A 25,130-nucleotide genomic window follows, 5' to 3' on the forward strand; every position below is an offset into this window, starting at 1 on the left:
TACTCCTTATGTTTGAAAACAAAAGAAAGATTGTGTTAAATTTCTAACCAATAGCTCGAATCTTCTCCAGCGCTTTCATGACAGAAAGTTTTCCTTGTTCGTAGAGGAGTGACCCTTGTACGTAGACGACAAAGGGCTCTCGCATTGGTGCATCGGCACTGAGTTCGATGGAAGCCCCTTGAATAAAGGTACCTGCAGCCATGATGACTTCATCCTGATAACCTGGCATAGCCCAAGGAACGGGCGTGACAAAGCTATCTACAGGACTTGACGCCTGAACGGCTTCACAGTAAGCGATGACCTTTTTAGGATCCTTTAAAAGGATCGCTTGAATGATGTCACTTCGTTCACTCTCTGAACTAGGATAGACTTCATAGCCCTCCATTTCAAAGACCTTGGCCGTTAAAAGTGCACTCTTTACGGCATTTTCAACGACTGTTGGTGCATAGAAAAGTCCTTGAAGGAGGTTTCTCGTAAAGCCAAACATGCCACCAATCTCCTTACCAAGACCAGGACATGTGAGTTTGTAGCTCACCTTTTCGATGAGATCCCTTCTTCCGACAAGATAGCCACCACTCGGAGCGAGTCCACCACCAGGGTTCTTAATTAAGCTTCCTGCAGAGATGTCGGCACCAACCTCCGTAGGCTCCTTTAGCTCCGTGAATTCTCCATAGCAGTTGTCTACCGCAACGATGACTTCTGGAGAGATGGTGCGAACGTATTCGATGATTGATTCTAGTGCATCGATCGATACGGTCGGACGGAAAGCATAGCCTTGAGAGCGCTGAATGTAGACCATCTTTGTAGGTTTCTCTAGCGCCTCTTTAATCTTCTCACGATCAAAAGTACCGTCCTTTAGAGGCACCTCATCGTAGTGAATGTCATAGTCACTAAGACTTCCTTCACTTCCCGAAATGATTCCAAGAAGTGTGTCGTAGGGAGTTCCTGATATGCAGACGAAGCGATCTCCTGGGCGAAGAATGCCAAAGAGCATTAAACTAAGTGCGTGCGTTCCCGAGGCAATTTGAGGACGAACGAGTGCATCCTCTGCCCCAAACACATCGGCATAGATTTTTTCTAAGACAGCTCTTCCTGGATCATCATAGGCATAACCCGTATACCAGTGGAAATGCTGATCCGATAGCATGTTTTCTTGCATGGCCTTTAAGATCTTAAGACTGTTATTTTCGCGGACAAAAGAGAGCCTCTTAAAACGAGGCTCTAAGCTTTTTTCTGCATCGAGGACAGTCTCAACAACGGTTGAAGAGATTCCAAACTTATTCAGCATCATCTTCTTCCATGAAGTTTACAGGTCTTGAAGGGATTAGAGTACTAATGGCATGCTTATAGATCATCTCTTGAGTGCCTTCACTGTCGATGACGATCGTGTAGCTGTCGAAGCCCTTTACGAGGCCACGAATTTGGTAGCCACTAACTAAAAAGATGGTAATGGGCATGTGTTCTTTTCGAACTTGATTCAAAAAGAGATCCTGTAGGTTTAAATTTTGTTTCATACGAAACTCCTCTCTATGATTTCTACGAGTGTCTTCGTGTCCAGCAAACCATCGATTCTCGTAACAGATGGATATTGGTGTTTAATCCATGTCACCTGTCGTTTGGCATATTGACGAGTAGCAATAAAGAGCTTTTCTGTCGCTTCCTCTAAGGTGCATTCTCCCTTGATGTAAGGGATAAACTCCTTGTACCCTATGCCTTTTAGCGCCTGATTTTCACTGTCTCCTACGAGCTTATAAAGCCACCGGACCTCTTCGACTAATCCTGCGTCTATCATACCACGAATTCGAGTAAAAATACGCTTTTGTAGGACGTCTCGAGGTAAATCGAGATAAAAAATAGAAATGGGTAAGTCACTTAAGACGCGCTCACTCTTTTGATGCACAACACCCGTCTTTAAATAGCGTTCGAGCTTTCTCGGATTCTTGGTGTCAAAGGGTGCATCTTCTGGAAGTTCGACCTCTTCTTCCGTCTCCTTTCGAAAGGAGAAGTCATAGACGAGGCTCGAAAGATAAAGGCCTGTGCCTCCTACGAGAAGGACTCCTTTTCCTCTCGAATCGATCTCTTGAATGGCTTCTCTTGCGAGACGCTTATAATCGGCTACCGTAAAGGGTTCTAGAGGATCCTGAAAGCCCACCAGGTGATGTGGAACCGACTGTAACTCCTCACTCGTTGGAGCCGCATTACCAATGTGTAGTCCGCGATAAATTTGCATCGAATCCATCGAAACAATTTCCATGTCATTTCGTTTCGCAAGTTCGATCGAAAGTGCAGTTTTTCCAGAGGCTGTCGGGCCAAAAAGAGCTAAAATTGGTTTTTGCACATCATTCTCCTGGGTATTAGTAGTATGTTGTAAGTATATCAAAGGAGTCAGAAAAAATGAATACAAAGGTAGTCGTCGCAGGAAGTGGCGTAGCTGGACTTTCTGCCATCCAAACATTAGTAAAAGAGGGTGCCGATATCACTCTCATCACAAAAGAACCCTATAGAACCTACAGAAGAACGATGCTCCCTGCACTCATCGCTGGAGAAGTGACAGAAGATAAGTTCTTCATGATCACAGAGGATTACTACGAAAAGAACAACATTACACGCATTGAAGAAAGCGTCGTAGCAATCGACCCTGAAAAGAAAATCGTTCGAACCGATAGTAAAGAAGTACCTTACGACAAACTCATTCTAGCTCTTGGATCCTCAAGCTTTGTACCAGAGACAAAACTCGTTGGTCAAAGTGAAGCGAGCGTCACAGGAGACAATTATACAAACTTCGATGGCATCGGTACCCTTCGTGATTACAGAGATGCCTTAATCCTTATGGAAAAACTTCCTACAATGAAGAACGCAGTCGTCATCGGCGGTGGATTACTCGGTCTTGAAGCCGCCTGGAAATTAAGAGAAAAAGGCGTACACGTATCGATCATTGAGTTTGCTCCAAGACTCCTCCCACGCCAGCTCGATAGCGTAAGTAGTGAGCTCCTTAAAAAGCAAGCCATCGACCACGACATCGACCTTCACCTAGGTGATACTGCCGATGAGATCATCTATGAAAACGGTGTACTCACAAAGGTTAAGACCAAAAACGGCGTAGAAATCCCTGCAGACTTCGTCCTCTTCAGTGTAGGCGTTCGTCCAAATGTATCGTTCATTAAAGATGCTGGAATCGAAGTCAACCGTGGCGTCATCGTAGACACCTTCCTAAAGACCACAAAGGATGACATCTACGCAGCTGGTGATACGGCAGAATTCGGCGGCACCTACTTTGGCATCTGGCCTTTTGCAATGAACTCCGGTAAGATCGCTGCCATGAATGCGATCGGAAAAGAAACCCCTATGCCACCACAGACACTTTCAACCCTCTACAGTGGTTTGGGAGTGCGCATCTTTAGCGTAGGTATGATTAACTTCGACGATCCTAAGTATGAAGCCATCACTACAGGTAGTGATGTAACGAAGTACCAAAAGCTCTTCTTTGAAGACGATCATCTCGTAGGAGCCATCCTTCTAGGAGATACGGGCCGTTCGATGGAATTACAAAAAGCAGTAGTTGAAAAGAGAGAAAAAAGTCAAGTGATGTAAAAAGAGCTCCAAAGCTTAGCTTTGGAGCTTATTTTTTTCTAGAACGAAACCATTCATAGATTCGATATAAAGCGAAAAGGATCAGAATGGTCCAAACAGTGTAATGAATGAATGAAATATAACCCAAAAACCCATCAATCAATATTAGGATACCAAAGACAAAATTATCTACGATATACTTTTTTAGTTGCTCTGGTGGAGGTGGATTATCTTTCCACAGCAATTTCATTGTAGGTTCGTGATCTGAAGCGAGACCAATTGCAGTTAGCAAAACAACGATTCCGATGAATATATCAGATCTATCCATATCCCCCTCTAATTATTTTGCATCTACCCAATAGGTAGGTGATTCATCAATTCCAAACACTTGGTACATCAGTAACCGCCCGAATGTATCCTGCCTCCAATTACTAACGGTAAACCCTTCTCGGATAATCTTTTTCTTTCCATTATTGTTTACAACTGCATACGTTCCTTCAAGCCTACCTTCTGGATAATTTTTGCTCGGAGAAGTCGCATTACCATAGAAGATTTGATTACTATAATCACAAACAACATCCCTTGTTATTAGAACGGTATATAAAGCATTTGTTGTTTGACTTAACACTTTATCTTTGATAATATCAAAAATTATTTTTTTCGCAATGCTTATTCCGTCAGCAATGAACAACCAAGTTGATAATATTTTACTCGTCCATTCAGCTAATGTTTTTGCAGTCCCTTTCCCAAAACGAAATACTTTATTTTTATAGTATTCCTCATTTATTTTCACATTAATCGAGTAGGTAACTCCAGTTGTAAGGCTCTTGTAATAAATGTTCCCCATTTGTCTTTTACTCTCCCAGTCCGGAAATCCAAAGGGTTCTACTGAATTCGGTGAGGAACTAGAGCTTAATTTTTCTGTATATCTATGCACTTCACCATTGGGTTTATAGAAGGTATGTTTAACTACTCCACTTCCTGGTACCGTCGTGTGCTCATCGGTAAGTCTGTTACCTAAATATTGAAAGGTTGTGAACGATCCATCGGCATTTTCTTTCGCTGACGTTGTAGAAAGCACTTCTTTTGAATAAGTTCCGTCACGACTTAACAATTGATTTTCCTGTGACACTTTTACCATTTCTTGGTGGATTACTTCACCTTGAAAATTAAACCTTTGATTAGAAATCGATTCTGCGTAGCCACAAGTAACTCCGAGGTTGAATAAGAGAGTTGCAACCAATAGAAAACAGATAATTTTTTTCATGAATGTTCTCCTTTCTTTTAGTTACTAAAGATTGTATAGATTATTATCTAGTTTGTCAACATAATATATTTTCTATAGTTTTTATCCCATGATGTTTACTATATCATCTCGAACTAATTCACGAATTCACCTTATGTCTTAATGTGAAGGGATGCCTTTTGATTGGACTAATTCACATAGACTATTTAACAAATGGAACTTCTTAACAGAAAGTATAGTAATAAAAAAACCCCAAAGCTTAGCTTTGGAGTTTATTTTTTTCTAGAACGAAACCATTTAATAAACGGAATATTTCAAAAAAAGTCATCGATCACCATTAGAATACCAAGAATTAGGAGCTCTTTGGAGTTGTTTTCCTTTCTTCTAGGCTATTTGTATTCATAACTCATCCTCTCATCACTTAGCACCAATGCCAACGAACGAGAAGTAATTTCGAAGATGAATAACAGAGTTGCTACCGAAAAAAGAATAGCTGTGTTCGGAAATATTTCCCGATTCTTTAATTAATAAAGAGTATACAAACTATAGAACAGATGGTCAACTCAATAACTTTACTATTCTTTTCATTTCCACATGTTTACTATATTCTCTCAAACCTCTTTTCAATCTCACTACGCGTCATCTCGATAAAGATAGGTCTTCCGTGTGGACACGTATAAGGATCCTTCAAAGTCTTTAATTCTTCAAGTAGAGTTTTTACCTCTAAGGGATCTAGGGCATGATTACTCTTAATGGCTGCCTTACAGCTCATTAAGATGATGTCCTCTACCTTCTCTTCGATCACGTGTGTTCTGTAGGTATCTAAGAATCTTCTCGCTTGTGCTTCTGTAAAGAGGTGTGGTATGGCACGAATGACGAGCTTCTTATCTCCAAAAAATTCGACATCAAAGCCTGCTTGTTCGAGTTTTTCAAGATCGATGAGGCTCTTCTCTGCACTCGTAAGTTCCACCGTAAAGGGTACGAGCAGAAGCTGTGAGTTTACTTCTAATGCTTTCCACTCTTTCATAAAGCGCTCAAAGAGCACCTTTTCATGGGCAGCATGCTGATCCATGAGATACATGGATGAACCACTTTGGTAGATTAAAAAGGAGTCAAAAGCTTGTCCGATATATGAGAGCCTGTCGATAAAGTCGTGATAGCTTGGTTCTTCGTAGACTTCGACCACTTCTCTAACAACAGTGGGCTCTTCCCTCTTCGTGATCGTAGAGAAATCGATCTGTTCGACGTTTCGTATGGGTTCAAATACCTTCGGCGGTTCGCTTTTCACTTGCACAAAGTCTTGCTTCTTTCGAAGTCTTTCTCTTAAAGTATCTCCCAAACTCTTAATGAGCTCTTCGTAGGCTCGAATTCGAACTTCTAGCTTTCTCGGGTGAACGTTGACATCGACATCTGAAACTTTTAGATCGATCCAAAGGAAGCACACGGGAAATCTTCTGAGCATAAGAAGTCCCTCGTAGGCATTCTTTAGAGCCATGTCGAAGTGGCCATCCTTTACATAACGACCGTTTACAAAGACGTACTGGAAGCGCTTTGTTCCCTTCGTGAGTGCGAGATTCGAGATATATCCCTTCACTCGTCCGTTTTGAATGGGTGTATCGATAGCTAATAGATTTTTTGTGAGTTCTTCCCCAAAAATCTCTTCAATGGCAGAGAGCTCATCGCTATCTCCCCTCGTTTGAAAGACGAGTTCGTCGTCTACAAAGTAGCGGAATTCAATTTCCGGATGACTCACGGCGATCGCTTCCATAAGCTCTGTAACATGACGCTCTAGCGTTTTCGTCTTATCGAGGAAATGGGATCTTACAGGCGTGTTAAAGAAGAGGTCCTCGACCTCGATTCTCGTTCCTTTTTCTCTACTAATACGCTCATTTCCCATGAGATTCTGTCCATACTTTGTAATGCGGAAACCTTGCATCTCATCCTTATGGCGTGAATAGACCTGAATCTTACTGATGCTTGCGATCGATGCCAAGGCTTCTCCGCGGAAGCCAAAGCTCGACACTTGAAAGAGATCCTTTGCGGATTCAATTTTACTCGTCGCATGACGTTCAAAGAGAAGCGAGGCGTCATCGGCATGAATCCCATCGCCGTCGTCTATGACTGCGATCGACTGAATGCCACCTTCCTGTAGTTCTACAGTAATTCTAGTAGCCTTCGCATCGAGCGCATTTTCTACGAGCTCTTTTACGACATCGACGGGCTCTGTAATGACTTCTCCTGCTGCTATTTTATTCGCGATATCCGTAGGGAGTCTTTTAATGGCGTTCATCTTTTACCAACTTTACGAGATCATTTAAGACATTAAGGGCTTCAATGGGCGTTAAGGAATCGATATTAAGATCTAAGAGTGCTTTTGTGACTTCACTCGATTCACTCACCTTTTCTACACTCGCTGTATCGACTTCTTCGAGTTTCTTTAAAATCTCACCTGCTCGATCGAGTAGTCTCTTCGGTAATCCTGCAAGCTTTGCAGCTTCGATTCCATAGCTCTGATGGGCTCTTCCGGGAACGATCTTTCTTAAAAGGATGAGATCTTCTCCGATCTTTTGAACGGCGATGCGGTAGTTTTTAACGCCTTCTATTCGCTCTTCGATCTCCGTGAGTTCATGATAGTGGGTTGCAAAGAGTGAAAAGGGCTTCACTTCTTTTGTGAGGTATTCAACCGTTGCCCAGGCGATTGCAAGCCCATCGTAGGTGCTCGTACCTCGACCGATTTCATCTAAGATGACGAGTGAATGATCGGTGCACGACTTTAAGATGAGTGCTAGTTCATTCATCTCGACTAAGAAGGTCGACTGACCACTCGCTAAGTCGTCGCTTGCACCGACTCGGGTGAAAATTTGATCGATCAAAGGAATGTTCGCTTCCTCTGCAGGAACAAAGGAACCCATGTGAGCGAGAAGTGTGATGAGAGCCACTTGTCTTAAGTAAGTGCTCTTACCTGCCATGTTGGGGCCTGTAATGATAGCAAACTGATTCTCCTTATGATCAAGAAGCGTGTCGTTTGTCACATAGTGGTCACTTCCGATCATGTCCTCTACGACGGGGTGACGTCCTCCTGTAATCAATAGCGATTCCGTTCCTATGGTTGGTTTTACATAGTGCTTGGCTCTTGCCGTTTCAGAAAAGCTTACGAGCACGTCAAGACTTGCTACGCGCTTTGAAAGGACGAGGAGCTCTTCGTGGTTTTCTTTTAAAAGCTCAAGGAATTCTTGATAGATGCTCTTTTCAAGCTCGATCGAAAGCTCCTTGGCATTAAGGATCTTATTTTCAAGCTCCTTTAGTTCCTCTGTAAAGTATCTTTCACTTCCTGCGAGTGTCTGTTTTCTAATAAAGTGTGAAGGAACGAAATCCTTGTAGCTATTTGTGACTTCAAAAAAGTAGCCAAAGACCTTATTAAACTTAATCCTTAAGTTCTTAATGCCACTCGCTTCTCGCTCTTTGGCTTCGATGGAAAGGAGCATGTCGTCGCCATGCTCGAGAACTTCCCTGAAGCTCTTTAGCTCTTCATTTGCTTCTGGACGAATAAATCCACCATCCTTAATGGTCGCAGGAAGATCCTCTAAAAAGAGCTCCTTCATGCGCTTTACTAAAGGCTCAAAAGCCTCTAGAGGTTTAAGTGTCAAAGCCTTTAGCGGTTCATTGATGGCTTTTACGCCCTCTAGACTTCTTTCGAGTGCCCTGACATCCTTCGGCTGAAGAGATCCAAAGACGAGCTTACTTAAGATGCGCTCAATATCGTGAATCTCACGAAGTCCTTTTACGATCTCTCTACGTTCTGTGTCATGTGCTAAAAAGCACTCGACTAGAGCATAGCGCCTTTCGATCTCCTCTTTATCTCTTAGAGGTTTTCGGATCCATTCCTTTAAGAGACGAGAACCCATCGGCGTTTTCGTCGAATCGATGGCACCTAAAAGAGAACCCTTCTTCTCCTTCGTACGAAGGGTCTCAAAGAGCTCTAAGTTATGAATGGCAACCGAATCGATGGTGAGATAATTTTTTTCATTTTGCACCGTGACATCGAAGCGGACTTCAGAGAGTCTCTGTGTCTCTAGGATGTACTCGATTAAGCTAAAGAGTGCCTTTCTCTTGGCTTTCGAAAGCGTATCTACAAGCGTAGGAACCTTTAGCGTGTTTTTAAGCTTCAGATCGTCTCTGTAGTATCTTTCAGAGAGGACCGTCTCTTCCGAAAAGGCCTGATACCCCATCTCGGTTTCTGTTAGAATCTCCGCTGGTTCTAGGCTTTGAAGCTCACGTAAGAGTTCGTGATGGCGCGTCTCACCTGAAAAACCAAGGAGCACGATCTCAAAGCTCGAAAGGTCGATGTATGCGAGGGCTGCTTCTTTTTCGTCTTCATAGGTACTTACGAGAAAGTTGTTCTTTGAGCTTTCAAGCTCTGACTCTTCTGTAAGCGTTCCAGGCGTTACGATTCGAATGATTCCTCGCTTTACGAGTCCTTTTACAAAGCGCGGATCTTCAAGCTGTTCACTGATTGCGACACTATATCCTTTTTTTACGAGTGTTCCTAGGTAAGATTCTGCCGCATGGTAGGGAACACCACAAAGCGGCGCTTTCTCCCCTTCTCCTGCATTGCGGCTCGTCAAAACGAGATCTAATTCCTTGGATGCGATGACGGCATCTTCATAGAACATCTCGTAAAAGTCACCGAGCCTGTAAAAGAGAATCTTATCTGGAACCTCGGCTTTAATTTCCATATATTGACGCATCATGGGCGTCAAATTTACGATCGACAAAGAACTTCTCCTTCCAATGAGAATTTTCTCGCCTTAGTGATTTTTACTTCTACAACATCTCCGAGTTCTGCTTCGCCTTTAACGATCTGAACGAGCGTATTCTGAGGCGTTCTTCCCTCAAAGCATCCACTCTCTTCGTTAAAGCGATCGATTAAGACCTCGTAGATGTTTCCTTCTTTCTTACTGTTTTTCTCGATGACGAGTTCATTTAATACCTTTAAGGCACGGTCAAATCTTTCGTGCTTTTCTTCGTCTGTAGACTGTCCTTCCATGACGGCAGCAGGGGTACCGACGCGCTTTGAATAGATAAAGGTAAAGGCTGAATCATAATCGACTTTTCGAATCATGTCGATGGTTTGATCGACGTCTTCGTCCGTTTCTGTGGGAAAGCCGATGATGAGGTCTGTGGAGATCGCAACATCGGGAACCATCTCTTTAAGCGTCTTCACCTTTTCTAAGTAGTCTTCTCTCGTATACTTTCGGTTCATGAGTTTTAGAATTCTATTCGATCCACTTTGAAGCGGTAGATGGACATAAGGCATCACTTTATCTGAGTCTCTCATGGCTTTTATGACTTCCACTGAAAAATCCTTGGGGTGACTTGTCATAAAGCGAATGCGTTTTAATCCTTCGATCTCGTTGATTCTTCTTAAGAGACCTGCAAAATCTAAGGTGCTCTTGTAGCTATTGACGTTTTGCCCTAAAAGCGTCACTTCTTTTACGCCATCACGGACGAGAGCTTCAATCTCTTCTACAATGTTTTCAACCGGACGACTCACTTCTCTTCCCCTCGTATAGGGAACGATGCAGTAACTACAGAAGTTATTACAGCCCTGCATGATGTTTACAAAGGCCTTCATCGAAAAGGCACGAGCCATGGGAAGTCCCTCTGGAATGGCACCGTCGGGTTCGATCTCAAGGACTCTCTCCCCATCTTCGAGTACTCTTAAGAGAAAGCTCGGAAGCTTATAGAAGTTATGGGTTCCAAAGACTAAGTCGACGTGCGAGTGCTTCTCTTTTAGTTCCTTAAGGATGTGCTCCTGTTGAACCATGCATCCACAAGCACCTACGATGAGTTCTTTCTTTTCACTCTTTAAGCGCTTCATGTTTCCAATGTGACCAAAGAAGCGCTGTTCGGCATTTTCTCTTACAGCACACGTATTATAGAGCATGATATCTGCAAGTTCTTCTTGGCTTTCTTTGAATCCGCATTCATTGAGTAGACCCTTCATGGTCTCTGAATCTCTATCGTTCATCTGACAACCAAAGGTCGTAATTGAATACGTAAGTGGTGTTTTCTTCGTTAGTTCTTTTAATATTTCGATCGCCTGATCCTTCGGGCGTTGTTCTTTCACTGGTAATTCCATTTTTACCTCCTTAGCTATTATATCATTGAAGATTGAAGTAGAAAATGATACCATGAATGTAACATGTAAACAATCAGACTGGAGGAAAAAATGAAGATTTCTAATCGTGTGCTTGCGATGCAAAATTCGCCCATCAGAAAGCTCGTTCCTTTTGCTCAAGAAGCAAAAAAGAAAGGCACCAAGGTCTATCACTTAAATATCGGTCAACCAGATATTGAAACACCAAAGGCTTTCTTTGATGCGATTAAGGGCTTTGATCAACCTGTACTCGCATACGCACTCTCACAAGGATCCCTCGACCTTCAAGATGCTCTCATCGGCTACTTCAAACGCCTCGGTGTAGAGTACACAAGAGACAATGTCATCGTCACAAACGGAGGAAGTGAAGCGATTATCTTTAGCCTACTTGCTACGTGTGATCCTGGTGAAGAAATTGTCGTCTTTGAGCCTTACTACACGAACTACATGGGCTTTGCTGCACCATATGGCGTAGGCATCAATGCTATTACAACAAGCCCAGAAAACGGCTTTGCACTTCCATCCAAGGAAGAAATGCTTAAGAAGATTACACCAAAGACCAGAGCAATTCTCGTAAGTAATCCATCCAACCCAACAGGTGTTGTACTTAGCTATGATGAAGTTCGTATGATTTGCGACATCGCAAAGGAAAAAGACCTCTTCATTATCGCAGACGAAGTATATCGTGAATTTGCATACGATGGACTCGAAGCAACGAGCTTTGCTTCTATGGCTGACGTAGAAGACCGCGTCATCATCATCGACAGCGTTTCAAAGCGTTTCAGCGCTTGTGGCGCTCGTATCGGTTGCATCATTTCTAAGAACGTAGACCTCATGAAGAACGTCATGAAGCTCGCTATGGCTAGACTTTGCGTTCCTACGGTAGAAATGATCGGTGCTACAGCTCTTTATAAGCTCGACCCAAGCTACTTCACACCAATCCGTGAAGAGTATCAAAAACGTCGTGACATCATGATCGGCGAACTTCAAAAAATTCCTGGCGTCCTTGTACAAATGCCAAAGGGAGCTTTCTACGCTGTCGTAAAACTACCTGTTGATAGCGCTGAGAAGTTTGCACTCTGGCTCCTCCAAGACTTCTCTCATAACGGAGAAACGGTCATGGTTGCACCAGCTGAAGGCTTCTATGCTACAGAGGGTCTCGGTGTTCAAGAAGTTCGTATGGCATACGTTCTCGAACAATCAGAGCTCGTAAAAGCTATGGCAGTTCTAAAGGTTGCTCTCGAGCAATATCCTGGTAAAACGCTTTAATTCAACGAAAAAAGCGTCTTCCTGAAAAAGGAAGACGCCTTTTTTTATTCCTTATAAGCGATCGTTTCGATCTCTACTTTAGCGTTTAGCGGTAAGGTCTTTACTGCAAAAGCGCTTCGAGCTGGCTTGTGATCGCCGTAGAACTCTTGATATACTGCATTCATGGCCTTAAAGTCATCCATGGTGCTTAAGAAAACGGTGCTCTTTACAACGTCGTTTTTCGTAAGTCCAGCTGCCTTTAATACAGCTTCGATGTTCTTAAAGACTTGCTTTGTTTGCTCTGTAATGTCTTCACTTACGAGTGCGCCTGTTTCAGGATTAATCGGAGTCTGTCCCGATAAAAAATACATGTTTCCAGCTTTAATCGCTTGGCAGTAAGGTCCAATGGCCTTTGGTGCTTGTTCTGAATGGAATGTTTCTAACATACTTCCTCCTTTTTTTCTTATTATACCATTCTTAAAGAACGTTTGATGAAACGAGTAATCGCTTCATAGACTTCTTCTTTTCCAATTTCATTTAAGATCTCATGGCGCATCTCGGGAAAGACCTCGAGGATCACATTTTTAAGGCCACGCTTCTTGTATTCTCTAAAGAGCGCCGTCGGTCCTTCTCCGAAGTCTCCTACGGGATCCTTCGTTCCACTGACGATTAAGACGGGCTTATCTAAGTCTATAGCTTCGTAAGAATCATCGCTATGAATGTGCTCTAAGAGTCTCATGAGTTCTACATACGACTCATTCGTAAAGTAGAAGTTGTTTCTAGGATCCTTTTCATAGACCTTACAGATTTCTACATCTCTCGTGAGCCAGTCGACGGTCGTCACAGGATTTTTAATCCCATTATTGTAAGAACCGAGACTCATATTCGTAAGAAGCTTTGCTTCTTTCTTGCCTCCCATGAGGCGAGAAAGCACCTTTGCCATGGTGAGACTCGTTTTGACGAAGGATTTGTCAAAAAAGGCCGTACCCATGACGATAAAGCCTGCATAGCTTCTGTCTCTCATCATAGCTCTCGCTTCAAAGCTTCCCATGCTGTGACCGAGTAAGATAGTCGGTGTCTTTGGAGAAACGAGATTTCTAATGATTTCGATATCTTGAAGCAAGTTCTCCATCGTTCCCGTATGGCCAAAGCCGTTGGGTTCGCTGCTTTCACCGTGGCCGAGCTGATCGTGGCCAAAAACTGTGATACCAGCTTTAGAAAGCGTCTCTGCAAAAGTCTCATAGCGACCGATGAATTCGATCATTCCGTGGACAATTTGAAGGCTCGCCCACTCTCCTTCTGCTCTCCACACGTAACCATGAAGTGTCGTTAAACCATCTGAACTTAATACTTCAATCTTTTCTTTCATACAAACCTCCTTGTCACCGCTACTGCCTTATCCCAACGCTTAATAAGCTTCTTTCGTTCACTCTTTTCTAAGAGTGGATAGAAGGTCTTTTCTACCGTGAGCATGTCTTTAAGCTCTTCTTGATCTTTCCAGAAGCCAACGGCAAGGCCCGCAAGAAATGCTGCTCCTAATGCTGTCGCTTCTACGGAATTCATTCGTTCTAGCGTCGTATTTAAAATATCCGACTGAAAACTCATAAGGTAATTGTTCTTCGCAGCTCCCCCGTCGACCTTTAACACTTGAAGCTTCACGCCACTCTCCTCTTTCATGACCTCTAAGACATCTCTCGTCTGAAAGGCGATGGCTTCTAAGCTCGCTCGAACGATGTGAGCCTTGGTGGAGGCTCTCGTAAGGCCTAAGATCGATCCTCGAACTTCGTAGTCCCAGTAGGGAGCTCCTAAGCCACTAAAAGCCGGAACGACGACGACACCGCCATTATCTGAAACACTTCGAGCGATCGCTTCCGTTTCACTCGAATCGACAATGATACCCAGTTGATCTCGAAGCCACTGAATGAGACTTCCTGCGACAAAGACGCTACCTTCGAGAGCATAAGTGAGTTTTCCACGTAGACTCCAAGCGACCGTCGTTAAAAGCCCCGCATTCGACAGCGTCGGTTGATCGCCTAAATTTAATAGCGCAAAGCCACCCGTTCCATACGTCTGCTTGACCATGCCGGGTTCAAAGCAAAGCTGACCATAAAGGGCACTCTGCTGGTCACCAATGAGGCTCGCTAAAGGACAGCTAAGTCCAGTGAGTTCATCATTCATGAGATCAAATGGTCCCATGTTATCGACGACTTCTGGAAGAATTTTTCTTGGAATGTTAAAGTACTCGAGTAGCTCTTCATCCCAGTTGTTTTCATGGATGTTAAAGAGCATCGTTCGTGAGGCATTGGAGGCGTCTGTAATGTGTCGACGATGCTTACTTAATTTCCAGGCGAGAAAACAGTCGACTGTTCCAAAGAGAATGTCTCCTCGTTCAGCCCTCTCTCTCAGTCCCTCGACGTGATCTAGAATCCATTCGATCTTTGTCGCACAGAAGTAGGCGTCTGCAATGAGACCTGTCTTTTCATGGATCCAATCCTTTTTCTTATCGCGACGAATCCTCTCTACGTAGCTTTCAGACTGTCTCGACTGCCAGACGATAGCGCGGTAGACGGCCTTTCCCGTCTCCCTGTCCCAAAGGATCGTCGTCTCTCGCTGATTTGTGATGCCGACACCTTCGATCTCACTTTCTTTCCCTTTTGTCACTTCCTTTAACGTCTTTAAGACCGTTTGAAAGATGTCATCGGGATCTTGTTCCACCCAACCTGGATGTTCGAGATATTGGGTCGTCTCCAAACTGGAAATGGCTACAGCCTTACCCTCTTTATCTACAAGTACGGCACGAGAGGAAGTCGTGCCTTGATCGATTGAAACAATGTAACTCATGAATCCTCCCAAAGTTTAAGGTACAAAAAATGAGGCTCGAGCCTCATTTATTTTCATTCGTGTCGAATTCCGCTAGAATGGGACTCCAGTGGACATTTAGAATATAGTGACAGATTTCATCTTCTTTTCTTTCTCTAAAGAGCTTCAGAATCTCTTTATGTTCCGAATTCGTCTTTAGAAGAATTCGTTCCATATCTTCGTGTGAATTAAACTGATAGCTCTTTCTAATAAAGATCGCTCTCAATCGAAAGTACGTATTTCTCATCTCTTCATTGTCGAACTTTAAGAGATATTGGTCATGAAAACTCATCTGCTCTTCATAGTAGCCGTTTTCATCTCCCTTATGAATCAATGAATCCATCTTTTCGATCGACTTTTGCATCAGATCGAAATCTTTTTCCGTCAAAAGATGTACGACCTTTGAAGCCATAAATCCATCGAGAAGACCTAAGACTTGATAAATTTGTCGTACCTTTTCGAGATTCAAGGAACTCACTCTAAATCCTCTTCTAGGAAAGTTCTCAATAATGCCTTCACTCGCTAGTTGAATGAGAGCTTCTCGAATAGGCGTTCTTGAAATATCCATTTCTTCAGCTAACAAAGCTTCTCTTATACGGTCACCTGGATTGAGTTCTCCAGAATTGATTTTTTGAACTAAATAGTCATAAACATGGTCACGTAGTGATAAGTAATCCATAATACCTCTTTCTTTGTATATATTATACATGAATTTTTTTAATTTACTCCATGCATCTTACAAATATTTCTTGAATTTTCGAGACGGTTTTGCTATGATGATCTCAGGATATTGTATGCAATATACAAACCAAAAGGAGAAAAATTATGTTCCAAAATGTAATCGTAAGACGTCCATCAAGAAGCCTTCTAGAAGGCATCACTTCCGCTCCAGAACTAGGTAAACCAGACTACGATCTCGCCATCAAACAACACGACGCTTATATTGAAGCACTCAAAAAGACAGGTGTTGAAGTCACAGTACTTCCTGCACTCGAAGAGTTCCCAGATAGCTGCTTCGTAGAAGATCCTGCTGTTGTTACGAGAATGGGTGCAATCATTACGAATCCTGGTGCTAAATCGAGAAACGAAGAACCTAAGTACATCATCGACACCATTAAAGAATTTTTCCCTGAAGACAAAATTGCTTACATCAAAGCTCCTGGTACACTAGAAGGCGGAGACGTCATGATGGTTGGAGATCACTTCTACATCGGCAGAAGCGCTCGTACCAACGAAGAAGGTATCCGTCAATTTATCGAAATCCTCGAAGGATGGGGACTCTCTGGATCAGAAGTTCCGCTAGAAAAAGTACTTCACCTTAAGACAGGCGTAAACTACATCGAGAACAACAACATGCTCGTAAGTGGTGAATTCATCACAAAAGAAGACTTCAAGGACTTCAACAAGATCATCGTTCCTGAAGAAGAAGCTTACGGTGCAAACTGTATCTGGATGAACGGCTGGGTTATCGTAGCTGATGGCTATCCAACCGTTAAGAAAGAAGTGGAAAAGCTCGGTTACAAGGTACTCATCGTCGATACGAGTGAATATCGTAAGATCGACGGTGGTCTAAGCTGTCTATCATTACGATTCTCATCTTTAAAATAATGGATAAGTGACGAAAGAGATATAAATAATCTTTAAAAAGGTAAGAACGCAGCCCAGGGCTGCGTTCTCTTTATTTTACTACGATACTTACGAGCTTATCAGGGATCAGAATGAACTTCTTCACTTCTCCCTTTACATAGGAATCATAGTTTTCATTTTGTTCTACAATGCTTCGAACAGCATCTTGATCGAGTCCTCTACCTACAGTCACCTTAAAGCGAACCTTACCGTTCACCTGAACAGGTAGTTCTACCATGTCCTCGATCGTCTTATCGGGATCGTACGTTGGCCAAGGGGTCTCTGCTAGACGTGGACGCTTAAGCATCTCGTTTAACTCTTCTGTGAGGTGTGGAGCGACAGGGTTTAAGAGGCTTAGGAGCACGTGGTACTCATCGATACCGATGGAATCGAGTTTGTAGTACTCGTTTAGGAGTGTCATCATCTGAGCGATCGCCGTATTGGCCTTTAGGTTTTCAAAGTCCTTTGTCACCTTTTCAATCGTCTGATGGATGAGAACTTCGTTTTCCTTTCGGTAGCCAGTGATGGTTGGATCAACCTTTTCAAAGGCAAACCAAACGCGATCTAAGAACTTCTTTGTACCCATGAGTCCTTCATCGCTCCATGCGACAGCCTTTTCAAAGTCTCCGATAAACATCTCGTAAGCTCTTAGTGCATCGGCACCGTAGTTTTCCACGTAATCGTCTGGATTTAAGACGTTTCCACGGCTCTTAGACATCTTTTCACCGTTAGAGCCTAGGATAAAGCCGTGAGAGGTACGCTTTTGATAAGGTTCCTTTTCGAGAACGACACCGATGTCGTAGAGGAACTTATGCCAGAAGCGTGAGTACAGAAGGTGAAGTGTCGTATGCTCCATACCTCCGTTGTACCAGTCGACGTTCATCCAGTATTTTAAAGCTTCCTTTGAAGCGAGGGCTTCACTGTTCTTAGGATCTAAGTAGCGTAGATAATACCAGCTACTTCCTGCCCATTGTGGCATCGTGTCGGTCTCGCGTTTTGCATCGGCTCCGCACTTCGGACACTTTACATTGACCCAGGAATCGATCTTTGAAAGCGGTGAAGATCCGTCGTCTGCCGGTTCATAGCTTGAAACCTCAGGAAGAACGAGTGGAAGATCCTCTTCTTTAAGCGCAACCTTTCCACAGTGTGGGCAGTGAATGATCGGAATCGGTTCTCCCCAGTAACGTTGGCGACTGAAGACCCAGTCGCGAAGCTTATACTGAACCTTGCGCTCGCCGATGCCCTTTTCTTCCATGAATTGAAGCATCTTTTCCTTGGCTTCTTCAACATTTAGACCATTAATAAGTGGACTATTTACAAGCAGTCCATCTCCTGTGTAAGCTTCCTTCTCTACGTCTCCTCCACTTACGACTTCAATGATCTCGGCGCCAAATTTTTTCGCGAACTCGTGGTCTCTTTCGTCGTGAGCAGGAACGGCCATGATGGCACCTGTTCCGTATTCCATCATGACGTAGTCGGAGATAAAGATCGGAATTTCTTTTTCTGTAACGGGGTTAATCGCAGCCACTCCATCGAGCTTAACACCCGTCTTTTCTTTTACGAGCTGTGTGCGTTCGAAGTCACTCTTATGCTTGGCTTCGTGTTGATAGTCACGTACCTCTTCGAGGTTATTAATGGAATCTTGATACTTTTCAATGATCGGATGCTCTGGAGCAACGACCATGTAGGTGGCACCGTAAATGGTGTCGGGGCGCGTTGAGAAGACCTCTAAGAGATCCTCTGTTCCCTTAAGTTTAAAGAAGATCCTCGCTCCCTCGCTCTTACCGATCCAGTTGATCTGTTGAGCTTTTACGCGCTCTGGGAAATCGAGACCTTCGAGATCCTGAATGAGACGCTCTGCATACTTTGTAATAGCGAGCATCCACTGCTCTTTGTCTCTTCTTTCGACCTCATGGCCACAGCGTTCACAGCAGCCTGAGACGACCTCTTCATTCGCAAGACCTACCTTACAAGAAGGACACCAGTTGATGTTCATCTTGCTCTTATAAGCAAGGCCGTGCTCGTAGAGTTTTAAAAAGATCCACTGTGTCCATTTGTAGTATTCAGGGTCGGTGGTATTAATGACGCGGTCCCAGTCGAAGCTAAGACCGAGGCTTTTAAGCTGCTTTGTAAAGCGCTCGATATTTTGCTTTGTTACGATCTCTGGATGCACCTTGTTTTTAATCGCATAGTTTTCTGTCGGTAGACCAAAGGCATCGAAGCCCATAGGAAAGAGCACATTCTCTCCCATGCGGCGATGTTTTCTCGCTAAGATGTCTAGGAATGTGTAAGGTCTTGGATGACCGATGTGTAGTCCTTGACCAGAAGGATAGGGAAACTCGATTAGGAAATATTTCTTCGGCTTCTTATCGTCGAGCTCTACGTGGAAGGTCTTCTCCTCTTCCCAAATTTTTTGCCACTTTTTTTCGATTACATTGAAATTGTACTTATCCATCGTACCTCCTCTTAAAAAATAAAAAAGGACCTGAACAAAGGGGCGATGTAACCGCGGTACCACCCTTTTTGACCAAAGTCCACTTGAAGTCTGATAACGGAGACGAACCATCGAGAGGCGAGTTCGGAGAGCTTCCTCTATGGCATCTCAGCAACCTGCCACTCTCTTTGAAAGGGTTCTCTCGTACTACTCCTAAAGTATGAAACTGGTTCTATTCTAGCACACTAGATGTCCCTTGAAAAGGAAAAAAGAGGTCTTCACCTCTTTTTAACGATAATTTACAAATTGAGTGTTGAAATCAAGGTCTTCATCTCGAATGAGTTGAATGACCGTTTGAAGATCATCTCTGCTCTTTCCACTGACGCGTACGGTGTCACCTTGAATGGTCGCTTGAACCTTGAGCTTGGATGCTTTAATGAGAGCAGTGAGCTTCTTCGCCTGTTCCTGTGTCAAGCCATTACTGAGGTCGATCGTGACTTTCGCACGTTGACCGAGGGCATTTTCGATCTTTCCGTAGGTGAGAGCCTTTAGTGGAACCTTTCTTGAAGAAAGTCGAAGTTCAAGGATGTCGATGACTTGCTTTACGCTGAAGTCGTCTTGCGAATTGATCGTAATCGTATAATCCTTGCGTTCGATCGTAGAATTCGTTCCTTTTAAGTCAAAGCGATTCGAGAGCTCCTTCAGTGCTTGAGAGATCGCATTATCAACCTCTTGAAGCTCAACGGTACTTACGATGTCAAACGATGCATCTTTACTTGCCATGTTTTCCTCCTAGCATACTTTTTATGATCCAACCGACGAGTGTGCCGAGGACTGTAAAAATGACGATCGTCCTCTTTGATGCACCATCATAACGCACTTTCTCGATAACTTCAAGAGGGCGCTCGGTTTCGGTTGGTATGGATATAGGATCCTTTAGATCCCTTCTTACGACGATAAATTCGGCTCCCAGCATGATCACAAAGGCGCTTAAGTAGAGCCAGGTTAAAAGAATAATGATGCCTCCGATGGAGCCATACGTATTCTGGTAATTTCCAAAGTGGTTGACGTAAAGACTAAATAAGAAGCTCATTAAGCTCCATAAAACGGCAGAAAAGAGTCCTCCAAAGAGACTATCTTTAAAGCGAAGACACGATCGATCTCCTACGCCAAAGTAATAAAAGCACGAAAAGCCAAGGGTTAAAAAGCTAAGGGGTACGATGCTTTTTAAGAGAGTTCCAAGAGACCCCAAAGGAAGAATCTTTAGGATCTGATCCCCGAACACCTGAGTCAAGAGACTAAGTCCTATGAGAAGGGCAAAGGCTAAGGTAAAGAGAAGGGCCTTGAGCCTTTGAAGAATAGTATTCTCCCCATTTTTTACGTGAAAGACGTCCTTTATCGCACTCACGAGGTTTCCCATTCCGTTCGAACCGCTCCAGAGTGATAGAAGTAAGCTAAGAACGAGTACCGTGGCACTCTTCGACTTCACAAGCCCTATGAGAATGGGTTCGATGAGGGTCTTTGTGTCCTTTGGAAGAACGGATGTAATCTCTTGAAGCGACTCGCTCGATGCGAGCGGAGTAAAGCTTAAGAGCATGAGGACAAAGATTAAAAAAGGAAAGAAACTAAAGATCAGGTAGTACGCAAGCTGAGCGGATACCTCACCGAGCCGATCCTTTTTCATTCGTTTGTTCATCGCTTTAAGAAAAGTCATTGTCACCTCCTGTCAAATTCGATGGCAAAGGCTCCTTTATCGTTGAGATCATTTTCTGTAATAGAAATAAATGCATCCTTTGTTTCTAGAAAGAGTGCATTATCGAGCTTTCGAATGACCTTAAGCTCTGGGTATTTGGCTTTCATTTGAACTTCAATTTGCTCTAACGGTTCATCGCTGTATTCGAGCGTAATCGCCTGGGAAGAGCATCCCGAAAGAAGAAGAAATAAAATTAAGCTAATGCTTATTTTGTTCATCGTACAGTCTTTCGAGGGAATAGAAGTCGCGCTTTTCTTCTGTAAAGAGGTGGACTAAGAAGTCCGCAAAATCGAGGATGATCCAGCCGCTTTCGACGACGCCGTCCATTCCTTTTAATTCAAAACCGTCTTTCATGCAAAGTGCGACGACATCGTCGGCGAGACTTTGTAGATGACGGACATTTTTTCCATTGGTAATGATGACAAAATCGGTGATCGAGCCTCTTCCTTCGAGGTTGTAGCTCTTGATGTTCTCCGCTTGCTTTTCATCTAAGTATTCGCATACCTTTTGTAGCATCTGTTCGATTGGATTCAAATTTCCTCCTCATTTCTTTAGATCGTGGTACATCTTAACGGTATAAGTAGAAAGTCGTTTGCCTTTTTTATTGAGCATCTTCTTCTGTAATTCAACAGAACGGATGAGTGCATGGTCGAGGTCCTTCCAAGCGAGTTTTCGAATCTCATCGACTCCCTCGTAGTGGCGACCTGGTTCGATGGCATCAGCGAGGTAGATGATCTTTGAAAACCTGCTCATGTTGGCTTTACCTACCGTATGCCAGCGAATGGCATCTAAAATCTTTTCATCTCGGATACCGATTCTTCGAGCATACATTTCACTGATTCTCGCATGAGCTAAAGCAAGGTCCTTCTTGCTCTTTGCGACAAAGTATCCGGTATCGTGAAGCATGGCTGCAATGTAGAGTTTCTTCTTATTTCCACCAAAGAGATCGGCCAGCTTTAACGCACATTCGGCCGTTCGTAGCGAATGGTGAAAGCGTTCCTGATTCAGTACTCTCTTAGCGATGTTGTAAGCGTCTTTCCTTTTCATAAAGTCCCTTCTCCTGGATGATCGCAAGCACTCTGTCATGTAGTAAGTAGCGCACACTTTGGCCTTCTTGGAGACGCTTTCGAATGAGCGTCGAGGAGATGTCGCAGGAAGCGGAGTGAACGAGACGAAAATCGGATGGATACGTCTCCATGAGGCGTTTCATCTCAGCTTCTACGCTCTCGAGGTCACTTCCTGGTCTAGGTGCGACGAGAAAAATCACTTCTTGAAAGAGCTTTTCAAAGGTCATCCACTTCTCTAAGAAAAAGAGGCTGTCTGCTCCGATGAGAAAATAGATCTCGGTATCAGGGTACTTCTCTTTTAAAAGTAAAATGGTATCGATCGTATAACTCGGTGGCTTTCTCTGAAGCTCGAGATCGCTCACTTCAAAGAATTCGTTCTCTTCTGTGGCTGCTCGAACAAGTTCGACCCTTTCCGAAGCATCGGTCGTCGTCTGCTTCTCTTTAAAAGGCGAAAGGAGTGCAGGCATAAAGAGCACCTTATCGATGCCATATTCTGCACGCGCTTGTTCTGCGATCATGAGATGACCCATGTGTATAGGGTCAAAGCTACCTCCGTATACTGCAAGCTTCTTTATTTCCATTTTGGTATATGGATCCTATCCTTAGGCTCAATGAGTTCACTTTGACGGTACAAAACGAACTTCTTTCCGATGGCTGAGACAAACTCAGCACCGAGCTTTTCTGCAATCTCATTGGCGCATTCCTTGACGTCGAGATCAGCTGTATCGAGAACGCCAAACTTTACGAGCTCATGATCGTCGAGTGCTTTACTCGCTTCTTCTAAAAAGCTATCGGTCGCTCCATTTTTTCCCACTTGAAGGATCATCTTAAGATCCATGGCTTTCGTCTTAAGAAAGCTTCTTTCCTTACCTGTTAACATATTACTCCTTATATTCAAAGGCGAAATCTTTAACACGTACTGTATCGCCTTCCTTTATTCCTCTAGCTCGAAGTTCGTCGTAGACGCCGAGCTTGCCTAATGTCACCTGAAAACGCATGAGCGAAGAATAGCTCTGGAAATTGGTAGAACGTAAGAGTCTATCGATAGGCGCACCTGTGACGACAAATTCACCCTCTAATTCTTCAATTTCAATCGATTGATCGGGTTCTTCCTCTTCATACCAATCGGTTTCTTCATAGAGCTCAATCGGTTCTATGTGATCGAGCTTGGTCGTAATGAGGCGCATGACCTCGTGGACACCCTCACCGGTTACGGTCGAGATGAAGTGGACATCGATTCCCTTTTCTGTAAAGGGCTTTTTAACCTCTTCGAGTTCCTCGCGGTCGTAGATGAGGTCAATTTTATTAATAAGAACGGTGTATTCACGCTCTAAGAGCTTTTGGTTGAATTCTCCCAATTCTTTTCTTAAAACTTCAAAAGCATCGAAGGGTGCTAATTCAACACTCGAGACATCGATGACGTAGACGATGTAGCGTGTACGTTCAATGTGCCTTAGGAAATCGAAACCTAAGCCAACACCTTGGCTCGCTCCCTCGATGATTCCTGGAATATCTGCCATGACAAAGCTTTTGGTTGGAATTTCTTCAACCACACCGAGGTTCGGTGTAAGCGTCGTAAAAGGATAATTTGCGACCTTCGGTCTCGCCTTTGTCACATGAGCTAAAAGGGAGCTCTTTCCAGCGTTAGGAAAGCCAACGAGACCTACGTCTGCGATGCTCTTAAGTTCTAGCACGACATCGAACTCTTGACCGATGCCACCGGGCTGAGCGAAGTCCGGCGCTTGACGCACACTCGTACGGAAGTGCCAGTTTCCTTTACCGCCTCTTCCACCTCGAGCAATGACAGCTCTACTCTCGCGCTCTGAAAGATCGGCTAAGAGCTTCATCGTCTCCTTTTCGTAGACGAGCGTTCCTTGAGGAACGCGTACGATGAGGTCGTTTCCTTTTTTTCCATAGCAGTTTGACTTCTGGCCGTCTTCTCCGGCCTCTGCTTTATAGTGGCTTTTATAACGAAAGTCCATGAGTGTATTCATGCCAGTATCTACGACAAAGACGACATCGCCACCTTTACCGCCATCACCGCCATTCGGTCCACCTTCTGGTTCGTATTTTTCTCTTCTGAAGCTAACGGAGCCGTTGCCACCGTTACCTGCTTTAATATGGATCTCTGCTCGATCGATAAACATAGTGCCTCCCCCTCTTAGATACCCACGAAAAAAAGAAAGTGATATCACTTTCTTTTTATTGTTCTACTTGATATACGCTGACTTTTTTCTTGTCTCTGCCCTTTGCCTCAAAGCGAACAACGCCTTCGATGAGAGCAAATAAGGTGTCATCTCCACCACGGCCTACGTTTAGACCTGGGTGAATCTTGGTGCCACGCTGACGCACGATGATGCTTCCAGCTGTAACAACTTGTCCGTCACCAGCCTTAACACCAAGGCGTTTCGCCTCAGAGTCACGGCCGTTCTTTGAAGAACCGACTCCCTTTTTAGAAGCAAAGAGTTGAAGATTGAATTTTAACATGTTATTCCTCCTTACTCTTTAATTCGATAAATTGTGAATATTCTCGTTCGATTCCTTCCATGCCCTTTAAGGCGACACGGAAGATGGCCTGTACGATTTCATTCTGAAATGTATCCGATTTAAATTTCACGGACAAGGAGCCTTTTGTATCATCGATCTTTACTCGGACATCGTAGTCTTCTTCGAGTGTCTCTGCGACGCTGAAGAGCACGGCACTGACGCCTGCGCATACGATATCCTTACCCGTCTCATCGTAATACGCGTGACCGGTTGATTTAAAGCCATAGATGAATTCCCCTTGCCTGTAAAAGGTTACGGTAATCATTATAGATTGATTGAATCGATTCGTACAGATGTAAATGGCTGACGGTGGCCTTTTTTCTTACGAAAATCCTTCTTCGGTAAATACTTGAAGATGATGACCTTCTTATGTTTACCTTGAGCTGTGATCGTACCTGTTACACTTGCACCATCTAAGGTCGGAGCACCGAAGCTCGTCTTGCCATCTGCTGTGATTGCAAGGACGCGATCGATCGTAACACTATCGCCTTCTTCGCCAGGTAGCTTCTCGATTTGAATCTCGTCGCCCTGAGCTACGCGATATTGCTTTCCGCCTGTCTCAATAATTGCATACATCGTTTTCCCTCCTTTTTTCGAAGACTCGCCTAACTGGTGCTATG

The 25,130-nt window shown here is 43.8% G+C and carries 27 protein-coding genes; 3 read left to right on the forward strand and 24 right to left on the reverse strand.

Going from position 1 to position 25,130, the window contains the following annotated elements; genetic code table 11:
* Nucleotides 1–43: 43 nt before the first annotated feature.
* The 3 genes from ACUB3H_RS01790 to ACUB3H_RS01800 are packed head-to-tail and all read right to left on the reverse strand — an operon-like array spanning nt 44 to nt 2,338.
* Nucleotides 44–1,291 carry a methionine gamma-lyase family protein gene (locus ACUB3H_RS01790; protein WP_459128937.1) on the reverse strand — a complete coding sequence of 416 codons (1,248 nt, stop codon included), beginning with the start codon at nt 1,289–1,291 and terminating at the stop codon, nt 44–46.
* Nucleotides 1,278–1,514, reverse strand: a complete 237-nt coding sequence (gene hfq, locus ACUB3H_RS01795; protein ID WP_459128938.1) for an RNA chaperone Hfq — start codon at nt 1,512–1,514, stop codon at nt 1,278–1,280. Before hfq ends, ACUB3H_RS01790 begins: the two co-directional genes overlap by 14 nt.
* Nucleotides 1,511–2,338, reverse strand: coding sequence for a tRNA (adenosine(37)-N6)-dimethylallyltransferase (locus tag ACUB3H_RS01800; RefSeq protein WP_459128939.1), 828 nt, complete (start codon nt 2,336–2,338; stop codon nt 1,511–1,513). The genes hfq and ACUB3H_RS01800 overlap by 4 nt, the downstream gene beginning before the upstream one ends.
* Nucleotides 2,339–2,394: 56 nt before the next feature.
* On the opposite strand from ACUB3H_RS01800, the gene ACUB3H_RS01805 reads away from it, so the two are divergent.
* Complete coding sequence (locus ACUB3H_RS01805) at nt 2,395–3,591, forward strand: NAD(P)/FAD-dependent oxidoreductase (RefSeq protein ID WP_459128940.1); 1,197 nt, start codon at nt 2,395–2,397, stop codon at nt 3,589–3,591.
* Nucleotides 3,592–3,619: 28 nt separating this feature from the next.
* Here the strand turns inward: ACUB3H_RS01805 and ACUB3H_RS01810 are convergent, their stop codons facing one another.
* From ACUB3H_RS01810 to miaB, 5 genes are all read right to left on the reverse strand, one after another.
* Nucleotides 3,620–3,898: a hypothetical protein gene (locus ACUB3H_RS01810; RefSeq protein ID WP_459128941.1), complete on the reverse strand. Its 279-nt coding sequence runs from the start codon at nt 3,896–3,898 to the stop codon at nt 3,620–3,622.
* 12 nt (nt 3,899–3,910) lie between these two features.
* Nucleotides 3,911–4,837, reverse strand: a complete 927-nt coding sequence (locus tag ACUB3H_RS01815; RefSeq protein WP_459128942.1) for a hypothetical protein — start codon at nt 4,835–4,837, stop codon at nt 3,911–3,913.
* 580 nt (nt 4,838–5,417) lie between these two features.
* On the reverse strand, nt 5,418–7,106 hold the full coding sequence (mutL, locus tag ACUB3H_RS01820; protein ID WP_459128943.1) for a DNA mismatch repair endonuclease MutL: 1,689 nt from the start codon (nt 7,104–7,106) through the stop codon (nt 5,418–5,420).
* On the reverse strand, nt 7,093–9,591 hold the full coding sequence (mutS, locus tag ACUB3H_RS01825) for a DNA mismatch repair protein MutS (RefSeq protein WP_459128944.1): 2,499 nt from the start codon (nt 9,589–9,591) through the stop codon (nt 7,093–7,095). Before mutS ends, mutL begins: the two co-directional genes overlap by 14 nt.
* Entirely contained in the window at nt 9,579–10,958 is a 1,380-nt protein-coding gene (gene miaB / locus ACUB3H_RS01830) for a tRNA (N6-isopentenyl adenosine(37)-C2)-methylthiotransferase MiaB (protein ID WP_459128945.1), read from the reverse strand. Before miaB ends, mutS begins: the two co-directional genes overlap by 13 nt.
* 90 nt (nt 10,959–11,048) lie before the next feature.
* Here miaB and ACUB3H_RS01835 point away from each other — a divergent pair, with 90 nt between their 5' ends.
* Nucleotides 11,049–12,245 carry a pyridoxal phosphate-dependent aminotransferase gene (locus ACUB3H_RS01835; protein ID WP_459128946.1) on the forward strand — a complete coding sequence of 399 codons (1,197 nt, stop codon included), beginning with the start codon at nt 11,049–11,051 and terminating at the stop codon, nt 12,243–12,245.
* Nucleotides 12,246–12,289: 44 nt separating this feature from the next.
* Here the strand turns inward: ACUB3H_RS01835 and ACUB3H_RS01840 are convergent, their stop codons facing one another.
* Genes ACUB3H_RS01840 through ACUB3H_RS01855 form a run of 4 tightly spaced genes read right to left on the reverse strand, consistent with a single transcriptional unit; the run spans nt 12,290 to nt 15,762 of the window.
* Entirely contained in the window at nt 12,290–12,670 is a 381-nt protein-coding gene (locus tag ACUB3H_RS01840; RefSeq protein ID WP_459128947.1) for a RidA family protein, read from the reverse strand.
* Between the two features lie 20 nt (nt 12,671–12,690).
* Entirely contained in the window at nt 12,691–13,593 is a 903-nt protein-coding gene (locus ACUB3H_RS01845; RefSeq protein ID WP_459128948.1) for an alpha/beta fold hydrolase, read from the reverse strand.
* Nucleotides 13,590–15,065, reverse strand: a complete 1,476-nt coding sequence (gene glpK, locus ACUB3H_RS01850) for a glycerol kinase GlpK (protein WP_459128949.1) — start codon at nt 15,063–15,065, stop codon at nt 13,590–13,592. Before glpK ends, ACUB3H_RS01845 begins: the two co-directional genes overlap by 4 nt.
* Nucleotides 15,066–15,108: 43 nt before the next feature.
* Nucleotides 15,109–15,762, reverse strand: a complete 654-nt coding sequence (locus ACUB3H_RS01855) for a GntR family transcriptional regulator (protein ID WP_459128950.1) — start codon at nt 15,760–15,762, stop codon at nt 15,109–15,111.
* Nucleotides 15,763–15,908: 146 nt separating this feature from the next.
* On the opposite strand from ACUB3H_RS01855, the gene ACUB3H_RS01860 reads away from it, so the two are divergent.
* Nucleotides 15,909–16,691 (forward strand): dimethylarginine dimethylaminohydrolase family protein, encoded by a 783-nt coding sequence (locus tag ACUB3H_RS01860; protein WP_459128951.1) that lies wholly within the window; start codon nt 15,909–15,911, stop codon nt 16,689–16,691.
* 70 nt (nt 16,692–16,761) lie between these two features.
* Here ACUB3H_RS01860 and leuS read toward each other — a convergent pair whose 3' ends face one another.
* The 12 genes from leuS to rplU form a co-directional block, all read right to left on the reverse strand.
* Nucleotides 16,762–19,164 carry a leucine--tRNA ligase gene (gene leuS / locus ACUB3H_RS01865; RefSeq protein ID WP_459128952.1) on the reverse strand — a complete coding sequence of 801 codons (2,403 nt, stop codon included), beginning with the start codon at nt 19,162–19,164 and terminating at the stop codon, nt 16,762–16,764.
* Between the two features lie 267 nt (nt 19,165–19,431).
* Nucleotides 19,432–19,926, reverse strand: coding sequence for a YajQ family cyclic di-GMP-binding protein (locus ACUB3H_RS01870; RefSeq protein WP_459128953.1), 495 nt, complete (start codon nt 19,924–19,926; stop codon nt 19,432–19,434).
* The gene (locus ACUB3H_RS01875; protein WP_459128954.1) at nt 19,916–20,857 is read right to left on the reverse strand and encodes a YihY/virulence factor BrkB family protein; all 942 of its coding nucleotides are present in this window, start codon (nt 20,855–20,857) and stop codon (nt 19,916–19,918) included. Before ACUB3H_RS01875 ends, ACUB3H_RS01870 begins: the two co-directional genes overlap by 11 nt.
* Before the next feature lie 2 nt (nt 20,858–20,859).
* Entirely contained in the window at nt 20,860–21,114 is a 255-nt protein-coding gene (locus tag ACUB3H_RS01880; protein ID WP_459128955.1) for a hypothetical protein, read from the reverse strand.
* Complete coding sequence (rsfS, locus tag ACUB3H_RS01885; protein ID WP_459128956.1) at nt 21,095–21,430, reverse strand: ribosome silencing factor; 336 nt, start codon at nt 21,428–21,430, stop codon at nt 21,095–21,097. Before rsfS ends, ACUB3H_RS01880 begins: the two co-directional genes overlap by 20 nt.
* A gap of 9 nt (nt 21,431–21,439) precedes the next feature.
* On the reverse strand, nt 21,440–21,943 hold the full coding sequence (gene yqeK, locus ACUB3H_RS01890; protein ID WP_459128957.1) for a bis(5'-nucleosyl)-tetraphosphatase (symmetrical) YqeK: 504 nt from the start codon (nt 21,941–21,943) through the stop codon (nt 21,440–21,442).
* Entirely contained in the window at nt 21,912–22,544 is a 633-nt protein-coding gene (gene nadD / locus ACUB3H_RS01895; RefSeq protein WP_459128958.1) for a nicotinate-nucleotide adenylyltransferase, read from the reverse strand. Before nadD ends, yqeK begins: the two co-directional genes overlap by 32 nt.
* On the reverse strand, nt 22,535–22,843 hold the full coding sequence (locus ACUB3H_RS01900; RefSeq protein WP_459128959.1) for a YhbY family RNA-binding protein: 309 nt from the start codon (nt 22,841–22,843) through the stop codon (nt 22,535–22,537). The genes nadD and ACUB3H_RS01900 overlap by 10 nt, the downstream gene beginning before the upstream one ends.
* A gap of 1 nt (nt 22,844) precedes the next feature.
* Nucleotides 22,845–24,110: a GTPase ObgE gene (gene obgE, locus ACUB3H_RS01905; protein WP_459128960.1), complete on the reverse strand. Its 1,266-nt coding sequence runs from the start codon at nt 24,108–24,110 to the stop codon at nt 22,845–22,847.
* Between the two features lie 55 nt (nt 24,111–24,165).
* Nucleotides 24,166–24,450, reverse strand: coding sequence for a 50S ribosomal protein L27 (gene rpmA, locus ACUB3H_RS01910; RefSeq protein WP_459128961.1), 285 nt, complete (start codon nt 24,448–24,450; stop codon nt 24,166–24,168).
* Between the two features lies 1 nt (nt 24,451).
* Nucleotides 24,452–24,775, reverse strand: a complete 324-nt coding sequence (locus ACUB3H_RS01915; protein WP_459128962.1) for a ribosomal-processing cysteine protease Prp — start codon at nt 24,773–24,775, stop codon at nt 24,452–24,454.
* Nucleotides 24,775–25,086, reverse strand: coding sequence for a 50S ribosomal protein L21 (gene rplU, locus ACUB3H_RS01920; protein ID WP_459128963.1), 312 nt, complete (start codon nt 25,084–25,086; stop codon nt 24,775–24,777). Before rplU ends, ACUB3H_RS01915 begins: the two co-directional genes overlap by 1 nt.
* Nucleotides 25,087–25,130 lie beyond the last annotated feature (44 nt).

The sequence above is a fragment of the Guggenheimella bovis genome (genome assembly GCF_054492335.1).